The sequence below is a fragment of the Alteromonas stellipolaris genome, from assembly GCF_001562115.1.
GTDB classification, from domain to species: domain Bacteria; phylum Pseudomonadota; class Gammaproteobacteria; order Enterobacterales; family Alteromonadaceae; genus Alteromonas; species Alteromonas stellipolaris.
The window spans coordinates 712,201-733,692 of sequence record NZ_CP013926.1 but is presented as its reverse complement, the minus strand read 5'-3'; the positions used below and the strand labels follow the sequence as shown (position 1 = coordinate 733,692).

Genomic DNA, 21,492 nt, shown 5'->3' with positions numbered 1-21,492 from the left:
TATTGTTAACAATATATTGTAAACAATAAGGTGGAATTTAACGATGAAAATTCATAGTATTTCTATGGCAGTCGCAGTGGCTTGTTTAAGCTTAGCCGCCTGCAACACACAAAAAAATCAAACGTCTTTACCTTCATCGAGTTCTCAGAATGTTATAGACAACCTCTATAGTTTTGATGTGCCCTTAAATGGCAAAATAGAAACAGAATTTGCATCTGCCACTGTGCAACCAATGTCGCCTAATAGTGGGAAGGCGTTGCATGTGAGCTTTGAAGGAGACGTAGCTGAAGCATCGGTCAAACTTATTCCAGCACAAAACTGGGATTGGAGTATGCATAAAGAAATCAATTTGGCGTTTGAAGCGACTAATCCTGAAGAGGAATCTGTCCAACTTTATATTAGTGTAATGACAGAGAGCGGAAATCAGGCTAGCCATAGTGTCATCATTCCCCCGGGCTCTACATCTACCTACTATTTTGTCCTAAATGGTCAAGTTCTAGACACGGACCTAGGTTACAAGCGTTCTCGAATGGAAGCGTGGCAGAGTAACGAGCAAATGGCACATTTTCGCATAGGCAGCATCAAGCTTGACCTAAGTTCGGTTGAGGCTATCCGTCTATATACTCGAGGGAATATGGTAAGTAAGCGCCTTACTATTGATAATCTAAGGCTACGAGAGAACCCTGACTACGGCGATGAGTATCGTCAAAACACCGTTGATAAATTTGGGCAAAACGCCAAACGCGATTTCCCCTTAAAGGTTCATTCCGAAGCAGAGCTAAAAGAAAAGGCCAACGAAGAGTTAACCCGGTTAAATGCGTCAGGCCCATTACCCGATCGCTCGCGTTTCGGAGGTTGGAAAGCGGGTCCAAAACTAGAAGCAACGGGCTATTTCCGTACTCATAAAATGCAGGGTAAATGGTGGTTGGTTGACCCAGATGGCTACCTCTTCTTCTCTAACGGGTTAGCGAACGTTCGTATGGCAAACTTAACCACACTGACGGGCGTTGATTTTAAAGATGAATCGGTGCGCTATATCGACCCAGAAGCAGTAACGCCTGAAGATTCTATGGGTATAGTGAACGTTTCAGATGCGGTACGGGATACTCGTTATATCGCTTCTGAAGTACGCCATGAGATGTTTTCTTGGCTCCCCCCCTACGACGACGCCTTAGCTGACCATTATAGCTATAGGCGTTCAGTGCACGCAGGACCATTAACTTCAGGAGAAACCTTTAGTTTCTACCGCGCAAATTTAGAACGCAGATATGGTGAATCAAGCCCAGGAGCATACGAAGAAAAGTGGCAAGAAGTTACCTTAGACCGGTTTCAAGACTGGGGATTTACGTCTATGGGGAACTGGGTAGATCCTGCCTTTTACCCTAATGAGCAAGTTCCATATTTCGCCAATGGATGGATTATCGGCGACTTCAAAACCCTCAGTTCCGTCCATGATGTTTGGGACTCAATGCCCGATTCCTTCGACCCAGAATTTGTGCGTCGAGCACAAGTCACCATCAATCAAATAGCAAAAGAAATACAATCTTCACCATGGTGCATCGGAATTTTTGTCGATAATGAAAAAAGTTGGGGTCGAACAGAAGGTACTCTTGAACAACGCTACGGGCTTATTTTAGATGCACTATCTCACTCCATTGACGAAAGCCCTGCTAAAAAAGCGTTTGTTGACGCGTTAAAACAAAAATACTCGTCATTGAACTCACTGAATGAAGGTTGGGGCACCTCATTCACCTCATGGCAAGCGCTGAATAATGCCTGGCAGCCACAACAGCCTACGGCTGCGCTCGAGAAGGATTTGTCGATGATGCTTGAAATGCTATCTGAACAATACTTTAAAGTGGTGCATGATGCACTTGAAACTGCGTTACCACACCACCTTTATATGGGCGCACGTATGGCCAGCTGGGGAATGCCAGATGAAACGATTAGCGCAGCCACACGATACAGCGATGTACTTAGTTTTAATATATACAAAGAGGGCGTTCAACCTTCACAATGGCGCTTTATTGAAGATATAGACCTGCCAAGTATTATCGGCGAATTTCATATAGGGACCAATACTGACTCGGGTTTATTTCACCCAGGGCTGGTTGCCGCCGCCGACCAAGAAGATCGGGCTAAAATGTATCAGCAGTATATGCAGTCTGTAGTCGACCATCCCAACATGGTAGGCGCTCACTGGTTCCAATACGTAGACTCACCTATTAGTGGTCGAGCATTTGACGGAGAGAACTATAACGTGGGCTTTGTTTCTGTTACAGACATTCCCTATACAGAAATGGTAAACGCCGCAAGAGAATTTAACACCACCTTATATCCAGCAAGATTTAATCAGCGGTAAGCCTAAGCGGTGAAGGTTATATGGTTATCTACAACGGCAAGTTACCTTGCCGTTTTTTTTGCTATTTTCTGAAAATACGCGAGTGCTTCAAGATCATTCATTTTCTGTGCGAAATTGAAACCCAACTGCTGTAATTGTGGGTGATACTGGTAGCGACTTAAAGCCAGCTTCAGCTCCCGTAGCGCTAGTGGCGTTTGTCCAATGCCATCCAAGGCTAGGAAATACACATATACGTACTGTACATTCTCAGGTGCTAATTTAACCGCCTGACGAAATGCCTGAATAGAATCTGGCTTTTTCTGTTGGCGTATAAGAGACATACCTTGGGCGTAGTGCAAAACCGCCGACGTAGGGTTCGCTTTTAAGCCTTTTTCGAGGATCAGGCTTTCTTTGCTCCCTTCCCCGGTATTGCGATACACATCGGCTAAATTTACATAGTTCGGCACAAAATATGGGTCAACGTTAATACCATGCTGTAACGTTTTCACCGTGTCTTTAAACTTACCTAATTGCAGGTATACCATACTTTGGTTAAGTGCAGACTCCCCACGCCACATTGAGACTTCATTAGCATTTAATAATATCTGCAATGCATTTTTGAAACTGTCGTTGTGGCTTAAACCCGCATCCAGCAAATGATTGGCTGCAGTCAGTCGCACCGCCGTTAACTTGTCATCTAACAGTGTTCGATAAGATTTTAAACGCTCTTTTACTGGCAGTAGTTGCCCTACACCAGCAACGGCGAACCGAATAAGATCATGCTGTGAATTTACCCACGCTTTTATATCCTTGTCAGTGAGTTCGGCAACACTGCTTGGTAACATCGCTATCGCGCTGGCACGCACTATTTCACTAAGTTCTGCGTTATTGATAAGGGAAAAGTGCGCAGATACCGGCAAGCGCCCTTCATGCATAAGCGCAAGAAAATCTTCACCCTGAGATGCTGAAAGTACAGACGCACCGCGCCATTGCGTAATAATATCTGCAGCCCAGCTTGGTGTTTGAGAAAGGTGGCATCCATTACATGCGTTCGGCGTGTCGTACTTAATACTGAGGTCAGGACGTGGAACCTTAAAACTGTGATCACGGCGAGCATCCACTCCCATATACGTTGTTTCTGGCATATGACAACTCACACACTGCCCCGCCGATGAATCAATCTCATGACGAATATGGGCAGGTTGTTGATAAACCTCAGCGCTATGACATTGCAAACATAACCCGTTACCTTCTACTTTAATTTTCATCGTATGTTTGTCATGACAATCGAGACAATTAACACCCGCGGCATACATTTTACTTTGTAAAAAAGAACCGTAAACGTACACCTCTTCTTTAATTTGGCCATCTGCATGATACATAGGGGGAACTAACAGCGATGGCAAAAACTGATCGAGAAAGGCGACATTCGGCTTTATTCCATCAGTGATTGGCGTGCGTAACGAGTGGCAGGCAAAGCACGTTTCCATAAAGGTGTTATCTCTGGGCTCTCCATGCCAAGAAGCAATTTTTTCTCCGTCATCTATCAGCCACTGCCCTATGGCTTTCTGTTCGCTTAACGACAAAGACAGCTGACCTGATGAGGCAGTTTCAGCGTGGTCGGGCATTTTACCGTGACATGACTGACAGCCCACATTAATGTTGTCCCATTTGGTGTCAAATTGATTGTGTTCAACGTCGTAATTACGGGTTAAACCATCTGAATGGCAATCGGCACACATACCATTCCAATTTTGCAGCGGCTGTAACCAATGCAGTCGATCGGCTGGCTGGATATCTTCCTGTTCATACATGGGAAACCACTTTTGCCCGCCATCCTCTGCAACTCGGGAATCCCAAGCGAAAGGGAACACCTGAACTTTTCCGTCAGTTCCTTCAATCAAATATTGCTGTAATGGATAATGTCCGAAGGTGTACTTAACGCGATATTGAGTACTTTCCCCAGCTTCTGTAAAGTGGATATAGAAGCCTTGGTCTTTTTGGTAGAATTTAGCAACTTGGGTATAGTGGGTAACTTCCACACCTGAAAAGTCGCCTAATACAGTCTGTGTTTCAGCTACATCCATAGCTTTCGCATGATCAGATTGTTGCCAGTTAGACACGGCTTGCTGATGACAACCAACGCAGTTTGTATTTCCCTTAGCGGATAAGGGTGAAAGTAACAGCAGGCTAAGTATGAATAAGCAATAAAACGTAAAATACTTCATTAGGGCTCGACGGTTATAGTTTTACTAATAGCTGAAAATGAAGCAGCTTTTTGCATTGATAGTTTAACGCAAGGTTACCGTAAAGGTATTTACTTAGGCTGCAAGTTTTCTGGTCATTTATTTGGACACTAACTTCCATGTCCTAACCCAGTCAACCTTCATTGTATTGCGCTTATGGTCTAGTAAGTCTTCTTTTTCTGGCAGGCCGCAAACCCAAGAACTGTCTTGCGTCCAGAGATCCCAAATCAGCTCCTGCTGTAACGTGAAAGGCTGACTGCTCACTACATGACCCGCCGGTTCCCCATTCAGGTAAAACTGTACATTATGTTCATCTTTCCACCATGCGCCAAATACATGATAGTCCTGGTTCCACGTCACGCCTTTACGGGTGTTGGCATCCGATAATTTTTTCGTGCTCCAAGGCCCTTTATTACGCTCTGTTTCTCCATTTTTAACAATAAAATACTGAGAATTCATCTGCCAAGGATATTCATCATTCTCCCCACAAGTTGGATCAGAATTAATCTCAATAATATCAATTTCATCTCGATTATCTGCATCACCATTATTCAACCAAAATGTGTTATAAGCCGCTATGTGTGCAACTTTCAAACGTGTTTCTGTGTACATAGGAAAGCTAATTTTCGCTTTAGAATGTACCCGTGAAGTTTTAAACCAGCTTTCTTCTGTTGAATCATCCAGCGTAGCACTAATCCAAAGGTAGCCATTCTCCACCCCTGAGTTTGTATCAACCATATTCACAGGAGTGTCAGAATAATTCCAATTTGATCTTTTCCATTTAGACGCGTCCCACGACTGATTAAACTCATCGGAAAGAGCTTCAACTTTTTGCCATGTCATACCGGCGGGCGTTGTATCTTCGAATGCGACAAACGATGGCATTAATGGGCCTGCTTCATCAACATCAAAACTTTTTTCAGTGGCCTTGCTGATGAAAGGAATCGCTGCAACAGCTGTTGAAACAGCCACAAATATATAGACCATTTTTTTCATAGAACTCATTATCACCCGCCTACCTTTGCGTAAATACACACGTCATTCTTTCGTCAAAAAGCTTACATAATGGAAGCGTTCCACGAATGACCATTGCACACACTTTGTTAACAATAAGTTTAAATGTTAACAATTTTATGGTAAATATGAAATAACGATTTACTTTTTTAGCTAAAAAGTTGGAAACCTAATATGTTGCTTAGCAAGAAAAAGCCCTATTACTTTTACATGGCATGTGGCGGTATTTGTATGGGATTATTAGCCGGTTGCGAAAATATGGCCAGTAATGAAACCAGTGCATATGCTGCTAGTGAGCTTCAAAAGTCTCTAGATAAACCGGTAATACTGACTAATTCCCAAGATTTCACTCTCGCGTACAATGTTACTGGCAGCGCCTTAAAACGCCTTAACCTTTCTGTAGAAATCGATGCAAGTTATGCCCAGCTCACCATCATGGATGGACAACGTGTGGTGGTAGACAATCTAGACATTCCCGCAACAGGAAGTCATAACCTAAATGTTTTGGTAGATTTTAAAACACTGGGGCAACACACCCTAACCTTCGTTCGCCGAAGCAACGACATTGCGATTAATACTGTTAATTTTGAAGACGTTCAAGATTTGAAGACGCCAAGCTTCGTCGACGCTTCACAACAGTACCAATTAGAAACCGAGATAAGTTACAAATATGGTGGGCCCGCAATAGGCGATATTGATGCGGATGGAGACTACGATTATGTGTTAAATAATCACAATCATGTACCCACACAACTGGTTACCTACAATGGTGATAATCCTGTTAAATTAGAGCGGCTATTCGACTACCCGCTAGATTTTCACGGTTCGTCTGTGGGCGACTACGACAACGATGGTGATTTGGATATTATGGTGGCACAAGGCGGCGCCAACGGTACCAACCCTACCTCGTATATTTTACTTAATAATGACAAGCAAACCTTCACCAATGTATCAGCACAAGCTGGTATCCTTACCCCAGCTCGTGGGCGCTCTCCACGTTGGGTTGATATGGATTTAGATGGTGATCTTGATGTCGCTTTATTCAATGCACCTACACCTTTCAGTAAAAACCCCGTTCAGTACTTTTTCAAAAATAATGGCGATAGCACCTTCAGTCAGCAGCGAGTAAAAGGTCTAGAAGATGCTGCTGGTGAACGTGTGTTAGTCACCGATTTTAACCACGACGGCATTGATGATTTTGTCATGTTCTCACCCATTACCTTATGGGAAGGCAACGGCGATTTCAGTTATACAGACGTTACCGCGGCTAAGCTTCCTCCGAGTCTTCAGGGAAAAATGGGATACTATGCGGCTACCGATATTGATGTAAATAATGATGGCTTACTAGATTTATACTTTGCAGGTAGCCGAACACATTATCAAATTTCTAGAAAGTCTATTGATTTCAATCCAAAAACCACCCGCCTCGACATTCGAGATGATGGCGAGACTGGTAGCACTGCTGTGTCTTTCACCGCCGATGATGCCATCGTATTAGCTGACTTAGACCTTACTTACCGCCAGTACAATGATGGCTTTGCTATATTCTTAGGTGAGAACAAAAAGCGAATGGTGGTAAACGCTAAAGGCTTTATGCCCTCTCAACGACCCATGGAAATGCGCACTGCGCCATCAGAACTTACGATTAATAACAATGATGCTGTGGGATGGCCCGAGGAGCGTAAAGTCAATGGCCTGTATATCGGTTATTTAGGCAATAACCAATGGCAGGCTGAGTGGGTCAGAGATCGAAATATTTATTGGAAGGTTTCCTTTTCACTTACTGGACTTCAAGACATTAAGTATGATTGGGAGCCCAATAATAGGAACGTTCAAGACCTCTTATTAGTTAACCGTAGTGACTTTTTTGTTGACCGTACTTCGGATTGGAATATTCCACTTGGCGGAAATCACTGGGGTGTCACCCGTGGAGATTTTAATAACGATGGGTGGCAAGATTTATTCTTATACCGTTACGGTTTTTTGGCTGAGAGAGTTGCTGACTTGATGCTGCTAAATAATGGTAAAGGCCGCTTTGAAAACTTGATGACACACGGAGCATCAGCCATAACCGATACAGGTCACGGCGATATGGGTCAGGCGTTTGATTTTAATAATGATGGACAGGTTGATTTGCTCAATGGAAGCGAAGAGGAAGGTGCCTGGTATCTTTACAAAAACCAATCAGATACCGCAAATAACTATATTCTGATTGATGTTAACTACAGCCCCAAAGACAACGTCGACCCATACTCCGCACTTGTGAGTATTAAGACAGGATCAGGTAAAACCTATCAAAAGCGAGTGGGTTCAGCCGGTGAGGTACATTCTCAAAGCTTAATGGATATCGTGCATTTCGGTTTAGGAGGCGATACGCACATCACTTCCGCCACTATTCGGTGGCGAAATGGCGAGGAGATTGAACTGAAAAACCTTACCGCTAATAAACGCTATACCACGGATTAATTTTACTTTTCATGTCATTACATAAAGTGAGTGCTTCGCTTTATGTAATGACACTTCTCTACCCTTTGAAATCTTATAGCCCAAATATCCCACCGAGCTCTACCCAACACATTAAAAATACACTTAAGCCTATCTATTCACTCTACAACGCACTTATTTTGCTTAAGTAATAGGCCTATACCGCTTTCACTCAATTAACACATATAAAAAAGCTTGGCCTTGTATAGACAAGGCCAAGCTATGAATAACGAGCCTACTAGGGCGTTTGAAACCCGTTAGCTGCATGAAGTTTTAGCTATCTACGGGTTTCGCTGTTAAGGCTGTTGGCTCGTAATGTATGGCTGCAGATTATTTAAATCTGCGTGGATACATTTTACTATTAACCTCTTTAGCCGCTTTAATCATAGGCGCATAGGGCGTATCAGCTACGTTAACAAATCCCACATTGTAGTTTTCACCATCATACGCTCGGCCGGTAATGGGCGAGTCCATGTACTGGAACCAATGTGCGCCAACAAAGTAAGGGTTATCGATTACTGAGTGCATGTAGTCTATGTACATTTGTGCGCGATCTTCTTGAGTCGCAGCCTGTATTAAGCCTGGGTGGAATAAACCATTGTCACGCGCGCCCATATGAAACTCACCAATGATACTGGGCATATCAATGTCTTGGAGGAATTCCCACGATTTCGGATGAATACCCTCTTTGTAAACATTGTACGACATCACATCAACGTGCTTAGCAGCAGCCTCAACAATCTCCATTGGTTTGCCCCAACTTGGAAAGCGCGCGCCTAAATACATATGATTAGGCATGTGTTTATCTAAAGCAGCATTCACTACGCTAAAATACTTTTCCCCGTAGTGAAACAGCATTTCACTGTAATCGGCCAGTTGTACTTCATTTCGAATACTGGAATCTATACCCGCATTGAAAGCCCCCCAAGAGGCAATCTTAGTTCCCCAAGCCGCATTTAATGCTGAAATACTGCCGTACTTTTTCTTCATTAACCCAGTAAATGCAGCTTTCGTTGGTACGTCTTTGCCGTCTCGCGTTAACGTATTGATGACGATGCCGTAACGCGCTTCATTACTTTCACTGCGCCCAAAGCTCTTTTCGTTGTCAATAAATACCCCTACACACCAAGGACTATTCTTGACCTGTTCAGCCACATTAGAGGCGGTAACATCGGCTCTTCTAGCAAACTCAGGGTCGAACACATCTGGTAGTGGTGACCAAAAGTCGTTACCACTAGATACCGTTTTAAAATCACCAATGATCCAGCCATTAGCGAAGTAAGGCACTTCATTATTTTGGTAAAAACGAGGATCAGTCCAGTTTCCTAATGAACTAAAACCCCAATTCTTCATCCGTTTTAACGTAACTTGTTCCCAAGCTTCTAAGGGGTCTTGCTCACCGTATTTGCGCTCTAAATTGGACGCATAAAAGCTAAAGGTTTCGCCTTTTTTAACTGGCCCAGAGTGTGCACTACCACGATACCCAAACCACTTACCTAATGGCTCGTCATAGCTTGGTAGCCAGTTGAACATATTCGCTCTAACATCAGACACTATATGTCTGCTGGGTATGGCTTCGTCGTTTACCCGATTTAGCCCTTTAGAATCTTCTGGGGTTACACCGTCACCGCCGAGGTCAACTAATCCATCATCAAACCCATAACCTGTCATAGTCGACGTATTAGACAGCCTTATAATGTCTAAACCTGTTGCAAAATAAAGGTAGCCTTCAGGGTCAACCATCGCCCATTTACCGTCTATCTTTTCGGTTCTAAAGTACCCCGTAGCCGCTAACTTTGGCCCCTCTTTGTATCCACCGAATCTAGATCGGTCTGGCATGAGTTTATTATCAAGTTGCTTTGCTTCCGTCTCTCTAGCTTGAATAAGCTCTTCTTGAGAGTGGATTTTACCTGGAAACTCAACGGTGGCATTTTGACCATACTTGTCTACAATCTTCGTCAAGAAGTCAGTATTCATCTCAGGGTTTGGTCGCAGCCGAATATTGCTAAGCTCAATATGCTTGTCGAATAACGCACTCTGTACCGATAAACTGATTTCGGTAATGCCTTTAAGGTTTAGATTTTTCTTCCCCCACATCGAGATAAACTGCACGTCACCAGACTCCCATGTTTCAGGGTTAGAGCGTAAGCCAGATAAAAAATTGAGCTCTTGGTTCACATCGCCATCAGGGGTAGCAAGATCATGACCGCGCATCTTAGCGTAGTATGTTGCTTTTTCCCCCACAGGAACGGCCACACTTCGCGTATAAGTGGCACCATCTATATCGGTAATATTTAGAAACAGCTGTACCGAATGGGGTCCAGGGTTTTCAATATCCATTGCGAGGTTAAAGTCGTCAAATTCACTCAAGTCCCAAGGTTCACTGGGCTTTATATTAACCCCTGAGTTAGGATTGTCTTTGGCTAACAACGTGACCTTCATACCGCGACTTGTAAAGCTAGCCTTTGCATTAACCAGTTCGACCTGAGAGTCGATGACCTCTTTGGTCAGCTGTATTAAAGGCTGCTCTTTTGACAATGAAGCGCTAGCTTCAATTGAGTCAGACTTGCTGGCAGTAAACGTAGGCGCCTCTTCTGATTTTTGACATCCCAATAAGCTGAGAGAAAGCGCCAAAGCTATTGCTGTTTTATTCATCCTATATCTCACACTTTGTTAACAATTTAAATCAGTATACCCACATCAGTTTAAACATTAAACTGTTAACAATATAAATAAATCCCGTTTACTAAAGTAAAAGCTATTTCACTGTAAATTTCCTGCAAATACTAGCCCTAAGACCTCAAAAACTGGACATTCCACATAATAAAGTTAACAATTTACCATTACTCCTATTACTTTTAATTATGATGAGGTTTATGAAAAACAAGATTCTTTCTGTTCGGGACCAAATTGCAGATGTGTTGCGCTCAGATATCATCTCTGGAGAACTCGCATCGAATACAAAACTGAACGAAATACAGTTGGCTGAACGTTTTGAAGTATCGCGAGGGCCTATTAGAGATGTCATATTAAAATTGACCAAAGAAGGGTTACTAATTAGCAAAAGCAATGTGGGCGCATCTGTTAATAGCCCCCTTTCTCCTGAATTACAAAAGCTCAGTATCGACCTCAGAAAGAGAATTGAAGAATTCGCGGCAAAAGAGGTCATTGGAAGTGCAAGCGTAGAACAAATTGCCCATATGGATATTCTTATCGATAACATGCAAGAGCACTTTGAAAAACAGGAATATACAGAACTTACCAAAGCTGATATTGCCTTTCACCAGTATTTTATCGAGCTCGCAGGCGGAGAGAATTTGTTCAACCTTTGGTATCCAATTGTGATTAGAATGCGGATGAACTATCAGCGCATTAAAACCTCTAGCAAGCTGGTAGAGGAGCATCGTGATATTGTTGAAGCATTCAAATTAGGTGATGTTAAACAAGCTGTCGCAGCAATACGTAAGAATATAAAATAGTGCAAACAATGGACAAATAACCTCGTTCAGAGGTAGTCCATTCATGTGTACCGTATTTATAAGCCCAAATTAGTGGTGAGTCGGTTCGCCGTTTCACGAAGTAAAGTCAGGTTTTCTCGATTATCAGTCACTTCGTTAACATGGCTCAAGTGGCTTATCATCAACGCAGCAATTTGTTTACCCTCATGCTGCCCCACTAAGCATACTGACTCTGTAATGCCTAAAATATGTTGGCTCGACGCATCCAATTGCTTAGCCTCGGCGATAGTGTCTAATTTATTGCCAAAAGCTCGCTTTTCTTTCTCTGAAAATGTTTGCCAACTTGGCTCAGTTCGTAAAATCATTTGTTGCACATCCTTGTTACTGTGGGCGAGCAGTACATTACCAGGGTTCGATATCAGTGAAGAAAAACGACTTCCTTCAGCGTAGTTGAGGGAAACACAGTATGGGCTTTTTGCCTGCACCAACACCATAGTTTGGCTTTGATACAAAACAAATAGCTGGCAGGACAACTGACATCGTACAGCAAGATCTTCCATTAAGGGCAGCGCTTGTTTACGTATTTCATCTAATGGAGAGATAGAACGGGAAAGATTATATAACTTAAATGACAATGCATATTTACCATTAAATTCATCTCTCGTTAAGTAACCATTTTCCGTTAAATTGACTAAAATACGATAAATTTGGTTCGTACTGCGACTGATACCTTTCGCTATTTCCGCTTGCGTACTAGCCTTACCAGAACTAGCTAAAAACTCCATAATCTCAAAGCACTTATCTAATGCTGGAACGGCGTATTTTTGCTTTTCCATAACTTTTCCCCTGCTGTTATTTACCAGTGAATTGAAAATAATTTTTGTGTCTTGAAACCATGTAAAACAAAGGACTTATTGATTCATATATAAAAGTCATATTTTTATATGAATTACCCATTGCATTAATGCCAATTCTGCTCAATATTGTCAACATTAAACACAAAGTATTAGAGGCAAAAAATGAGTAAAATAAGCTTATCACCGCAGCAAATTTCTGATTTTCACCGCGACGGATACGTAATTGCTCGTGGGTACTACAGCGAAAAAGAAATTGAAAAATTGCAAAATACCGTTTTCAATGATGAAGGTCTTTATGAAAAAGCGTGGGACAAAAAAGATGCTTCAGGCACGGTTAGTAAAGTGTGTTTGTGGCAAGAACTTGGGGACGATTTTTACTCCATGTTTTCTCGCGGTAAACGCCTTGCTGATGCTGCTGAAGACATACTGCAAGAACCTGTGTTTCACACCACGACTAAAATTATGATGAAAGAACCTTTCGTAGGTGGCGCATGGGAATGGCATCAAGATTATGGTTACTGGGCAAATGATAATTATCATTTATACCCCAAGTTAGTTAGCTGCATGATAGCTATTAACCGTGCAACAATTGAAAATGGCTGCCTTCAGGTATTAAAAGGGTCTCATCATATCGGCCGAATTAATCACACGAAAACCGGAGACCAAAAAGGGGCTGACATGACCTTTGTGGATGAGGCACTAAAACATTTGGAGCTGGTCAATGTTGAGCTTGAACCCGGAGATACCTTGTTCTTTCATTGCAATTTACTGCACAAATCAAATCAAAATAAATCTAAAGATCCAAGGTGGGTGATGATTGCCGCCTACTGCGCCGAATCAGCTAAACCTTTTAAGGAAAATTCACTAGTGTATAGACCATTAGATAAGATTGATGATGACGCTATTGCGTTATGGCCTGACATCGCGTCACTTTAATACTTAGCTAAACTACGCCTTAGCCTTGATATAAGCCTTGGCACAGTCAATCCGTTCTAACAAAGTGATAAGCAAACGTTTACTTAAAACGTTTGCTTAACTCCCCGTAATGCTAGCATTTGAGTAAACGTATGGGATGCATTGCATCCGCCTTCCACTGTGCTAAATATAAATTACCGTCTTTATCTTGCTCGAGTCCATGACAATGATAGAAGTGTTTTTTATCACTTCTTACGGGCGCACCATGTTCAGGCAGCTCACCGCCTAAAACCGATACCAAAGTTTCGTTCTCATCAAAGATACATATCACCCCTGAGTTCAATTCAGGAGCTGAAGTGTCGCCTGTCCAACATACTGCAGCTATCATATGCTTGCCATTAAAAAGAGGCGCATGAATAAATGCCCCGGGTACGTGTAGGGTACGTATAAATTCACCATAGAGGGTATACCATTTCAGGCAGTGGTCAGCTCTTGAACTTACCAACAATAAAGGCGTCTCACCTCGGTAATCTAGCGTAATGCCATGTCCGTTATTGATATTTTCAGCACTATTGGCATTCTCTTTTCCAAACTTTTGTAGGTAACGTCCATGCTTATCATAGTGCAATATGTAGTCACTGCCGTATCCGTCTACAATATAAAAGTCGCCGTTATCGGTAACAACCATATCGGTTGGATTAAATGGCATGTCATCACGATAGGCGCCCACTGTTTGAGGGTGCCCTATAGAAAACAGCACCTTTCCCTCTTTATCTAGCTTGGCCACTGAGCCGGCTTGCTGACGCATTTTATTATACGGTGAGTCCCACTTATCGTAACTTGTACCGTCCCACTTACTGTTTAATACCCAGCCGCTATCAACAATAAAAATGGCGGTACTGTCGCCATCAGGCACTACTTTGATGCCATGAGCGCCTGGCCATTGCTTGCCCCATGCATCAATAACTTTGCCGTTGCTATCATATTCTATAACGTTGTGATCGAGATTATCAGTAACCAATAAAAGCCTGTCGTCTAAAAACGCTAACGCATGCGCATTTTCAGGTTTGGGTTTCGCAGGATTATGCTCGCCCCACATCTCATCAATTTGATAAGTCCAATCGTTTTGTCCTAGCAAGGTTTATCTCCTTCTCGATAATTTAATACAGAATGACTTCGCCCAATGCGTCTTCGTACATCTTGCCGTCGCTTGAAGTAAAAATGGCGCGCAAGGAGTAGAAATGCCCTTCGGGCAACAATGATGTTGGCGCTAAGCCCGTCGTCTGAATGAGTGCGGTTGCCTTACCTTTTGTGCTATATAGTGCGTTATTGTCTACTACAACGCGGTCTTCAACTGGAACATGACTCGGCGTTTGGTGACGCAACCAAAATTGTACCCCGCCTTCATCGGCGGCTATTACTTGGTGCTGCCCGCCAGCATGGTAATCAGCCGTTAGCTCAATTGGCTCGCCAATCGCAATCCCTAGCTTGGCAAGTGCACTTTTACCTTTAATTTTGATGAAAGGAGCCTGTGCAGCGTCAGAGTTTGAATGGGGTTCTTCAAGCTCTTGCACTACTGGATGTACTGAGGATATTGATGGTTTGGCAAGACCGAAATTTACGCGCTTATTAATGTCTGGATGCAAAATTTTCTGTGTTTCGCCATTTCGCCAGCGCACGGTTATTTGTTCTATCTGATGAGCAGTACCCACGCCAAAATGAACAATGTTGAGGAAGCTTTGGGAGAATATTTCACCAGCTGAACCAATTCGCCGAAACTGTTTTCCTTCAGATGTTTCAACTTCCACATGTGCGCCCAAGGCATCTACCTGCTCGTCGGGTGAGTAACCTACCTTAACTAGCGTATGCCTCCCTGCATTTTTGGAAGTGTTAAGGTATAAATTCCAATAGCCGTGCTCACTACCAGATAGTAAATCCACCTTTCCATCTAAATCGAAGTCAAACGCTTGCCCCATATCCCCAAAGCCTGGGCCGCCATGGTCGCTAGCGCCATGCATGGTCGTAGCTTCAAAATAGCCCTTACCGGTATTAAGCAACATGTTGTCAGCAATACGTTTGTCAACGCGCCCCCATCGGTACACAAAGAGGTCCTGAAAACCGTCGTTATTAAAATCTCCTGTTGTAACGCCCAGTGCATTGCCGCCTACTGGTATTTGCCACTGGTCAGAAACATCCACAAATTTCCCGTTTCTGTTTTCAAGAAGGATATCCTGTTGATTTCGATTATCTGGTTCAAATGCCGTATTTGCCTCATTTATGCCTTTGAGCGTAAAGAAGTAAGACCAAAATATATTGCCGTTTCTTACCAGCTCAGCTTTCCACTTGCCTTTACCTGTGTGGCCGAAGTACACACCGTTTGCATTGCGCTCAGAAGGCCAACCTTGCGCCATAGATGCACTAAAACTAAACTCTCCACCTGAGGGCACCATATGAGGCTGTTTATTACTTCCAAGAAAGGCCGGATAGTCTTTTCCTCTAAAGCCAGACTGCCCTAGAAAATAATAATTGGTTAAGGTTATCTCGCTTTCAGCATTAAATGAGAATTCGTCGATACCTTTATATCCACGGGTTTTTATTGAGAAGGTCTTTTCAACTGGGTCGAAATCAACCGAGGGACTTTCACCAAAACCGTGCTCAAATTTCTTACCGCGGGCTAAATAAAGGTCTAGGTCCCCATCGTTGTCGATATCAATGTCAGTCATTGCCATAACACTTGCAGTATCAGTCACTGATGAGGGCAGCATAGTAGTAACATTGTCGTATCCGAAGTCGCCGTTGCCTTGCCAAAGAGAAAGTGGGCTATACATGATGATATCGTCTATGCCATCGCGGTTAAAATCGGTCACCAAAGTGCGGGACGCGGTAACATCTTCTAAGCCTTTCACACGGCGCTGATTAAATCGGCCCTTTCCCATGTTTTCAAAAAATATGTGCTGCGGTGACTTCTTGAATAAGCTGGTTTCATTCATGATGAACAAGTCGAGATCACCATCTAAATCCATATCAATCCAGCGAGCCCCCCGACCTCGACCACCTTTATTTATTCCTGCATCACCAGTAAAACGCACAAAGTTGATATCATCGTTAAGGTAAAAATAAGACACCGAAGGGTTCTTGCCATTTCCCCCTCCTCGGCTTAACAACAAATCTAAATCGCCGTCTCGGTCATAATCACCGAGCGCCGTACCATGTAAATCCTGCATAAACCAACGAGATAAGTCAGTGTGATATTTAACGACAGTGCCATCGCCGTTGTTCAAATATATCTTGCTGGTTTCAGCGTTATGATTATTAAGTACGAGATCGTAGTCTCCGTCTTGATCAAGATCAGCAACACTGGGGCCGCCATACTTCAATGATATTACTTTGTCTAAACCCGCCGTCTCGGTAATATCTTCAAACTGAGGTAAATTACTGAATTCCACATCATCGACATGCCAAGAAAGTATGTTTACTTGTGCATTTAACGTGCGCAGCGACAACGAGATTTCTCCCGTTTGACCCACATCGACTAACGCACTAATAACTTGCTCGCCTTGCACTGGCACATTAAGGTTATCAGCGAGTAATTTTGTGCCCTGATAAAGTGAAAGGTTGGCGTAAGACTTAAGATTATCAACGATAAAAGTAATACGCTTAGGCCCGAGTGTGTCTGCGACAATAACAATCTCTACCGGCGCTTCTGGTGTCACCATTATGGTATTGTTGGCGGTGACTGCGGTCGGTTGTGAAGTGCCACAACCGGTTAGTACACACATCCCACAAAAAAACGCGAATGCCATTATTAATTTTTGTTTTATCATCTTACCTGCCTCTTTACTGATAAACGGTGAACAGGTGCCACGCGTCTGCATCCTTTATCTAACAGCTCAGCAATCTCGTTGTCTCTGGGTTTAAAATCAGCCTTACGAGTATCACTGCCTTTCATTGAAGGTATACCCTTTTCAATTAAAACAAATTGTTTACAATTTACAATATACATTAGGATAACAAGAATTTCACCTACTCTCGTATTCTGTGAGTGCGATGGTTGGTCTACTACTTCGATAAATTGTCAGTCAGAGTTAAGTGTGGTTAAGTCAATTGAAGGGTCGATAAGTTTTTGCGGGTCTATAACTGCATGGGCTGCAATCCATTTACTGCCTAACACATAGGCTTTAGGAGAATTAATTGCCTCAACGCAACACAAGGTATCCCCTTTAAAATGCCAAATTGAACGAGCATGCTCTGAATCTATTCGCAGAATACGGGTGTCAGCGCTTTGCATGAGCCCTGCTATTTGCAATTTGATATCGAATTGATCTGACCAAAACCAAGGTATGGCGCAGTATGCTGAAGGCGTTATTCCGGTTCTACATATAGTATCTTGATTCGTACTTAGCGTAACATTTTTGGCTGCAATTTTGGCTTGCTCCAGGGCATTTTGTACCGATTCAATATGTGTATCGTTTCCGTACTCAGGGTGGGGAAATACGGTGCAATCACCTATCGCCCAAATGATATCGTTACTTGTTTGCATGCGACCATCAACGCGTATCGCGCGCTTCTCTATTTGCAAGTTTGCACTGGCCGCCAACTCAGTATTTATGCAAACTCCAGCACCAATTAATATACAATCTACAAGAAGACGTTTACCGCTATTACACACAACGTCATATTGCGCAGTGACTTCTTTTTTTGGGGTTACTTGCGAAGCACTCGGCGCGACAGATACAACAGCTTCATTGCACATGATATTAACACCTTGGTGTCTATGTAAGGTTTCGACAAATTGTGAAACCTCTTCGCTAGCGACTCTTGCCAGTGGACGACTTTCTCGCTCAATCACGGTCACTTGCGCTCCCGCTTTTCGAAGTGATGATGCGGCTTCTAGCCCTATATAGCCTGCGCCAATCACAACAGCGTGGAAATCAGCTATTGGTTTATTCGGATTATTCACTAATGCTTTCAGCGACATTGCGTTATCGGCGTTTCTCATCACGAGTACATTGTTTTGCGTATTTTCTCTCGCCTTTTCAAAACACCCGTTAAGCCCATCAACAGGGGGAATAATTGGTGTAGCCCCTGTGGCCAAAACTAAGTGAGTAAATACTAACTTACGCTGTTCAAACGGTGCGCTGATGCTTTTAACATAAACCATTTTTTTATCAGTACTGATATAGGTTGCGTTCACCCCCAATAACAGTTCGATGTTAGCCTTGGTATAGGCGGCTTCTGACTTGAGCTTCGGTGGAGGTTCACCCACTGGCACGCTTAAGTAGGCTTTTGATAATGGAGGTCGATGGTAGGGAAGGTGCTTCCCCCCATCAACGAGTAGAATTCGCCCAGCGAAACCTTGTTTACGCAATTCAAAGGCACACGTCACGCCTGCATGGCTTGCACCAATAATAACGCAGGTTTGTTGATTTGAAGTTTCTTCAGCAGTAGCCAAAAACGTCATCACCTAGTCCCTTACCACAGTCACGCTAATGCCATCTATATCCTCTGATAAGGGCACCTGACAGCAAAGGCGACTCGTGCCTGATACATCATTGGTTAATTCCAGCATGTCCTTTTCAATATCATTGGGCTCGCCCACTTTGGCAAAGTCATCCTGAGCAATATGGACATGGCAAGTAGCACAAGAACACACGCCCCCACAATCACCATCAATGCCAGGCACATTGTTTTCTAAGGCTAGTTCCATCATAGAACCGCCTGTGCCTTCAGCGACTATTTGTTCGCCATCGGCAGTATTGAACGTTACTTTGATCATTATCTTCTCCAATTAAGCGGAAAGCCTCCGCGACATTACGGGTTTTAAACAGTTTTATGCGCGCTTGTGTAATCGTACTAGCAATTTATGAAAACCAACTTTGCGAGCAACCTCTCCCCACTGCTCAGTATTTTCATCGGCTTCAACCACCTCTACCCTTGCTACGCGCTCGGCTAATTGTCCCACCCAAATTCTGAGCAACGCCCTTGCATGGGTAGCCCCTAAACAGTTATGAATTCCAAAACCAAACGCGACGTGAGGGTTCGCTTTACGGGTTAGATTGACTTCATTGGGTGACTCAAATACGGATTCATCACGATTTGCCGATGCCCAACACAGTGAAATGCGTGAGTCATACGCTACATCGTGCCCCGCAACTTGGGTGTCTTTTGTGGCTACTCGCCCCATATGGGTTAACGGCGAAAAATAGCGCAGCAATTCTTCTATTGCGCTATTGAGGTTTTCAGGGTGTTCATTAATAAAATTCAGTGCGTCAGGATTTTCTGAAAAGTAGGCAAGGGAATTGGTAAGAGCATTAATAACTGTGTCTCTGCCCCCTGCAAAGGTAAGTATCATTATCCCTTTGATTTCTTCTTCAGTTAGCGCTTTACCTTCCACTTCGGCGTGAAGTAATTCGGTGTAAATATCTTCACCTGGAGCCTTTTTGGCATGCGCTATTTGCTCGTCGAGATAGTCGTACAATACATTCGCTTTGCTCGCATCTAAGGGGTTATCGTCACTTCTAAATACATGTGTTCCCCAATTAATCCATGTTTGCGCTTCTGTCATGGGTACATTAATGAGCACGGTTAGCGCGCGAGACTGTAAAACCAAGGCAATATCTTTTACCGCATCATGAGTAACCATTTCGGGAGAGGAGCGCTTGTTTATAGCAGTATGATTGTCGAGTATGCTATCGAACATAATGCTAACAATGTCAGTCAGTTTGTCTTGGTAGGCTTTCCCAGCAGGCCTTTTGAACCAGGGCTCTAGTAGCCCCCTAAAACCTTTATGGGCTGGAGGATCTAGTTCAAATGGAAGTTGTCGTACATCGCGGATTGCCACCTCTGAAGGTACAACAATGCGACCGGGAATTGCCCCCGACTGGAACAGTTGCCAACTGTGAGCCGCTTTTCTAACGTCTTTCAGACCCAGCACCATCTTTACTGGATCGCCCTGATCGTCTATATCGAGTACGCCATCACCTTGTCGCAACGCAGTAAAGGGGTCGTCAAGCTGACTCACATTGCCCATAACATGTTCAGACATAGGGCACTTTGATTTCTCCCCCTCAAATTGCTGATGTGAAGGTGTTCCACAGCCCCCATCGCTATTCTTCGTTTGCATTCCCAATCTCCTTTAAACGCGGTTAAGCAGAAGTGCAGTACGAATAAACTTTAGCAATATCGATTGGGTATTAATGGCACCTCAATGCAAAGAAATATCAAAAATATGTCGAATTAGTAGAAAAACGCTTCTTAAATGGGCTTTAAATAGCATTACCATGCCTTACTGGAAAAAGAGGTGCGGTATTGCCGTGGTGTTACTGAGAAGTGTTTTTTGAATTGGGATATAAAATGGGAAGGACTAGAAAAATTTAGTTCGTAACTTATTTGCGTCACAGACAAACCCGACTGGCTAAGTAAGCGCGCGGCACTATATAGCTTATGCTTCATCGTATACTCAGAGTAATTAACCCTGAAAATATGTTTAAACATTCTAGAGAAATGAGAGGGCGATAAATGACATGCTTCAGCCGCCTCTGTTACCGATAATTCTACCGCGGTACTGTTCTTAAATTGATTAATGACTGGCAGCATTTTTTCATAAAGCGGGGAGCGTGTAATGGGTTGTGACTGACTTGCTTCCACAGAGGTTGCATATTCAGCAATGGTACAAATTAGCAGATTCAAGAGCGTGATGCTTCGTGGGCTAAGGGGGTCGTGGTGATAACTTTCATAAAGCCACTTTACCTGCTGCTGAATCTCGTTGATGCGCCGAGCAGGTAATCGCAAATGCAAACCGTGGTCAAAAAAAGCACGTACGTTAGACATGTTTTTTGTTTCCAGCACGAGAGGTTTAAACTGTACGATAAACCAAGACTTTCCTCGAGCAGTACACTCAAAATTGTGTGTTTCTGCCGCTGGCGTAAAAACAATGTCGGAGTCTTTTAAGGACGACTCGCCTTGGCTGTAAAAGTAACTGCCCTCAATTTTTTCAAATATTATAAATTCGTGAACTTCGTGGAAATGGGTAGCGCAGTCGTACGCCTCGTTGTCTGCAAATTCCACGTGATGAAATTCAAACTCGTCCCCCTGCTCGATGCAATAGGGTTCGCAGTAAACACCTTGAATCATATAAATGCCTCCATCAACAGTAGTACTGCCCTGAAAACTTCATT

Annotated in this window: 14 protein-coding genes; 4 read left to right on the top strand and 10 right to left on the bottom strand. The window is 43.3% G+C overall.

Features of this window, described 5'->3' with window-relative positions; all coding sequences use genetic code 11:
• Positions 1-43: 43 nt before the first annotated feature.
• Positions 44-2,362 (top strand): hypothetical protein, encoded by a 2,319-nt coding sequence (locus AVL57_RS03070; protein WP_057794020.1) that lies wholly within the window; start codon positions 44-46, stop codon positions 2,360-2,362.
• Positions 2,363-2,403: 41 nt separating this feature from the next.
• Here AVL57_RS03070 and AVL57_RS03065 read toward each other — a convergent pair whose 3' ends face one another.
• Both AVL57_RS03065 and AVL57_RS03060 read right to left on the bottom strand, forming a co-directional pair.
• Positions 2,404-4,569 carry a multiheme c-type cytochrome gene (locus AVL57_RS03065; protein WP_057794022.1) on the bottom strand — a complete coding sequence of 722 codons (2,166 nt, stop codon included), beginning with the start codon at positions 4,567-4,569 and terminating at the stop codon, positions 2,404-2,406.
• A gap of 117 nt (positions 4,570-4,686) precedes the next feature.
• Positions 4,687-5,592, bottom strand: coding sequence for a LamG domain-containing protein (locus AVL57_RS03060; RefSeq protein ID WP_057794024.1), 906 nt, complete (start codon positions 5,590-5,592; stop codon positions 4,687-4,689).
• A gap of 183 nt (positions 5,593-5,775) precedes the next feature.
• On the opposite strand from AVL57_RS03060, the gene AVL57_RS03055 reads away from it, so the two are divergent.
• On the top strand, positions 5,776-8,067 hold the full coding sequence (locus tag AVL57_RS03055) for a CRTAC1 family protein (protein ID WP_231751159.1): 2,292 nt from the start codon (positions 5,776-5,778) through the stop codon (positions 8,065-8,067).
• A 348-nt stretch (positions 8,068-8,415) separates the two neighbouring features.
• Here AVL57_RS03055 and AVL57_RS03050 read toward each other — a convergent pair whose 3' ends face one another.
• Positions 8,416-10,740 (bottom strand): beta-galactosidase, encoded by a 2,325-nt coding sequence (locus AVL57_RS03050; RefSeq protein WP_057794026.1) that lies wholly within the window; start codon positions 10,738-10,740, stop codon positions 8,416-8,418.
• Between the two features lie 212 nt (positions 10,741-10,952).
• Here AVL57_RS03050 and AVL57_RS03045 point away from each other — a divergent pair, with 212 nt between their 5' ends.
• Positions 10,953-11,564, top strand: coding sequence for a GntR family transcriptional regulator (locus AVL57_RS03045; protein ID WP_082605063.1), 612 nt, complete (start codon positions 10,953-10,955; stop codon positions 11,562-11,564).
• A gap of 56 nt (positions 11,565-11,620) precedes the next feature.
• Here the strand turns inward: AVL57_RS03045 and AVL57_RS03040 are convergent, their stop codons facing one another.
• Positions 11,621-12,379: an IclR family transcriptional regulator gene (locus tag AVL57_RS03040; protein WP_057794030.1), complete on the bottom strand. Its 759-nt coding sequence runs from the start codon at positions 12,377-12,379 to the stop codon at positions 11,621-11,623.
• 183 nt (positions 12,380-12,562) lie between these two features.
• On the opposite strand from AVL57_RS03040, the gene AVL57_RS03035 reads away from it, so the two are divergent.
• Positions 12,563-13,336, top strand: coding sequence for a phytanoyl-CoA dioxygenase family protein (locus AVL57_RS03035; protein ID WP_057794032.1), 774 nt, complete (start codon positions 12,563-12,565; stop codon positions 13,334-13,336).
• Positions 13,337-13,448: 112 nt separating this feature from the next.
• Here the strand turns inward: AVL57_RS03035 and AVL57_RS03030 are convergent, their stop codons facing one another.
• From AVL57_RS03030 to AVL57_RS03000, 6 genes are all read right to left on the bottom strand, one after another.
• Complete coding sequence (locus tag AVL57_RS03030) at positions 13,449-14,453, bottom strand: NHL repeat-containing protein (RefSeq protein WP_057794034.1); 1,005 nt, start codon at positions 14,451-14,453, stop codon at positions 13,449-13,451.
• A gap of 22 nt (positions 14,454-14,475) precedes the next feature.
• Complete coding sequence (locus AVL57_RS03025; RefSeq protein WP_057794037.1) at positions 14,476-17,139, bottom strand: CRTAC1 family protein; 2,664 nt, start codon at positions 17,137-17,139, stop codon at positions 14,476-14,478.
• 251 nt (positions 17,140-17,390) lie between these two features.
• Positions 17,391-18,776 carry an NAD(P)/FAD-dependent oxidoreductase gene (locus tag AVL57_RS03015; RefSeq protein WP_057794041.1) on the bottom strand — a complete coding sequence of 462 codons (1,386 nt, stop codon included), beginning with the start codon at positions 18,774-18,776 and terminating at the stop codon, positions 17,391-17,393.
• 3 nt (positions 18,777-18,779) lie between these two features.
• On the bottom strand, positions 18,780-19,091 hold the full coding sequence (locus tag AVL57_RS03010) for a 2Fe-2S iron-sulfur cluster-binding protein (RefSeq protein WP_057794043.1): 312 nt from the start codon (positions 19,089-19,091) through the stop codon (positions 18,780-18,782).
• Between the two features lie 54 nt (positions 19,092-19,145).
• Entirely contained in the window at positions 19,146-20,360 is a 1,215-nt protein-coding gene (locus tag AVL57_RS03005; protein WP_057796377.1) for a cytochrome P450, read from the bottom strand.
• 230 nt (positions 20,361-20,590) lie between these two features.
• Positions 20,591-21,448, bottom strand: coding sequence for an AraC family transcriptional regulator (locus AVL57_RS03000; protein WP_061093570.1), 858 nt, complete (start codon positions 21,446-21,448; stop codon positions 20,591-20,593).
• Positions 21,449-21,492 lie beyond the last annotated feature (44 nt).

Excerpts from the sequence above, each read along its gene's own strand:
- AVL57_RS03015 (WP_057794041.1), bottom strand. The coding sequence starts at position 18,776 with ATGACGTTTTTGGCTACTGCTGAAGAAACTTCAAATCAACAAACCTGC.
- AVL57_RS03035 (WP_057794032.1), top strand. The coding sequence starts at position 12,563 with ATGAGTAAAATAAGCTTATCACCGCAGCAAATTTCTGATTTTCACCGC.
- AVL57_RS03040 (WP_057794030.1), bottom strand. The coding sequence starts at position 12,379 with ATGGAAAAGCAAAAATACGCCGTTCCAGCATTAGATAAGTGCTTTGAG.
- AVL57_RS03060 (WP_057794024.1), bottom strand. The coding sequence starts at position 5,592 with ATGAGTTCTATGAAAAAAATGGTCTATATATTTGTGGCTGTTTCAACA.
- AVL57_RS03025 (WP_057794037.1), bottom strand. The coding sequence starts at position 17,139 with ATGATAAAACAAAAATTAATAATGGCATTCGCGTTTTTTTGTGGGATG.
- AVL57_RS03070 (WP_057794020.1), top strand. The coding sequence starts at position 44 with ATGAAAATTCATAGTATTTCTATGGCAGTCGCAGTGGCTTGTTTAAGC.
- AVL57_RS03000 (WP_061093570.1), bottom strand. The coding sequence starts at position 21,448 with ATGATTCAAGGTGTTTACTGCGAACCCTATTGCATCGAGCAGGGGGAC.
- AVL57_RS03050 (WP_057794026.1), bottom strand. The coding sequence starts at position 10,740 with ATGAATAAAACAGCAATAGCTTTGGCGCTTTCTCTCAGCTTATTGGGA.
- AVL57_RS03045 (WP_082605063.1), top strand. The coding sequence starts at position 10,953 with ATGAGGTTTATGAAAAACAAGATTCTTTCTGTTCGGGACCAAATTGCA.
- AVL57_RS03010 (WP_057794043.1), bottom strand. The coding sequence starts at position 19,091 with ATGATCAAAGTAACGTTCAATACTGCCGATGGCGAACAAATAGTCGCT.
- AVL57_RS03065 (WP_057794022.1), bottom strand. The coding sequence starts at position 4,569 with ATGAAGTATTTTACGTTTTATTGCTTATTCATACTTAGCCTGCTGTTA.
- AVL57_RS03055 (WP_231751159.1), top strand. The coding sequence starts at position 5,776 with ATGTTGCTTAGCAAGAAAAAGCCCTATTACTTTTACATGGCATGTGGC.
- AVL57_RS03005 (WP_057796377.1), bottom strand. The coding sequence starts at position 20,360 with ATGTCTGAACATGTTATGGGCAATGTGAGTCAGCTTGACGACCCCTTT.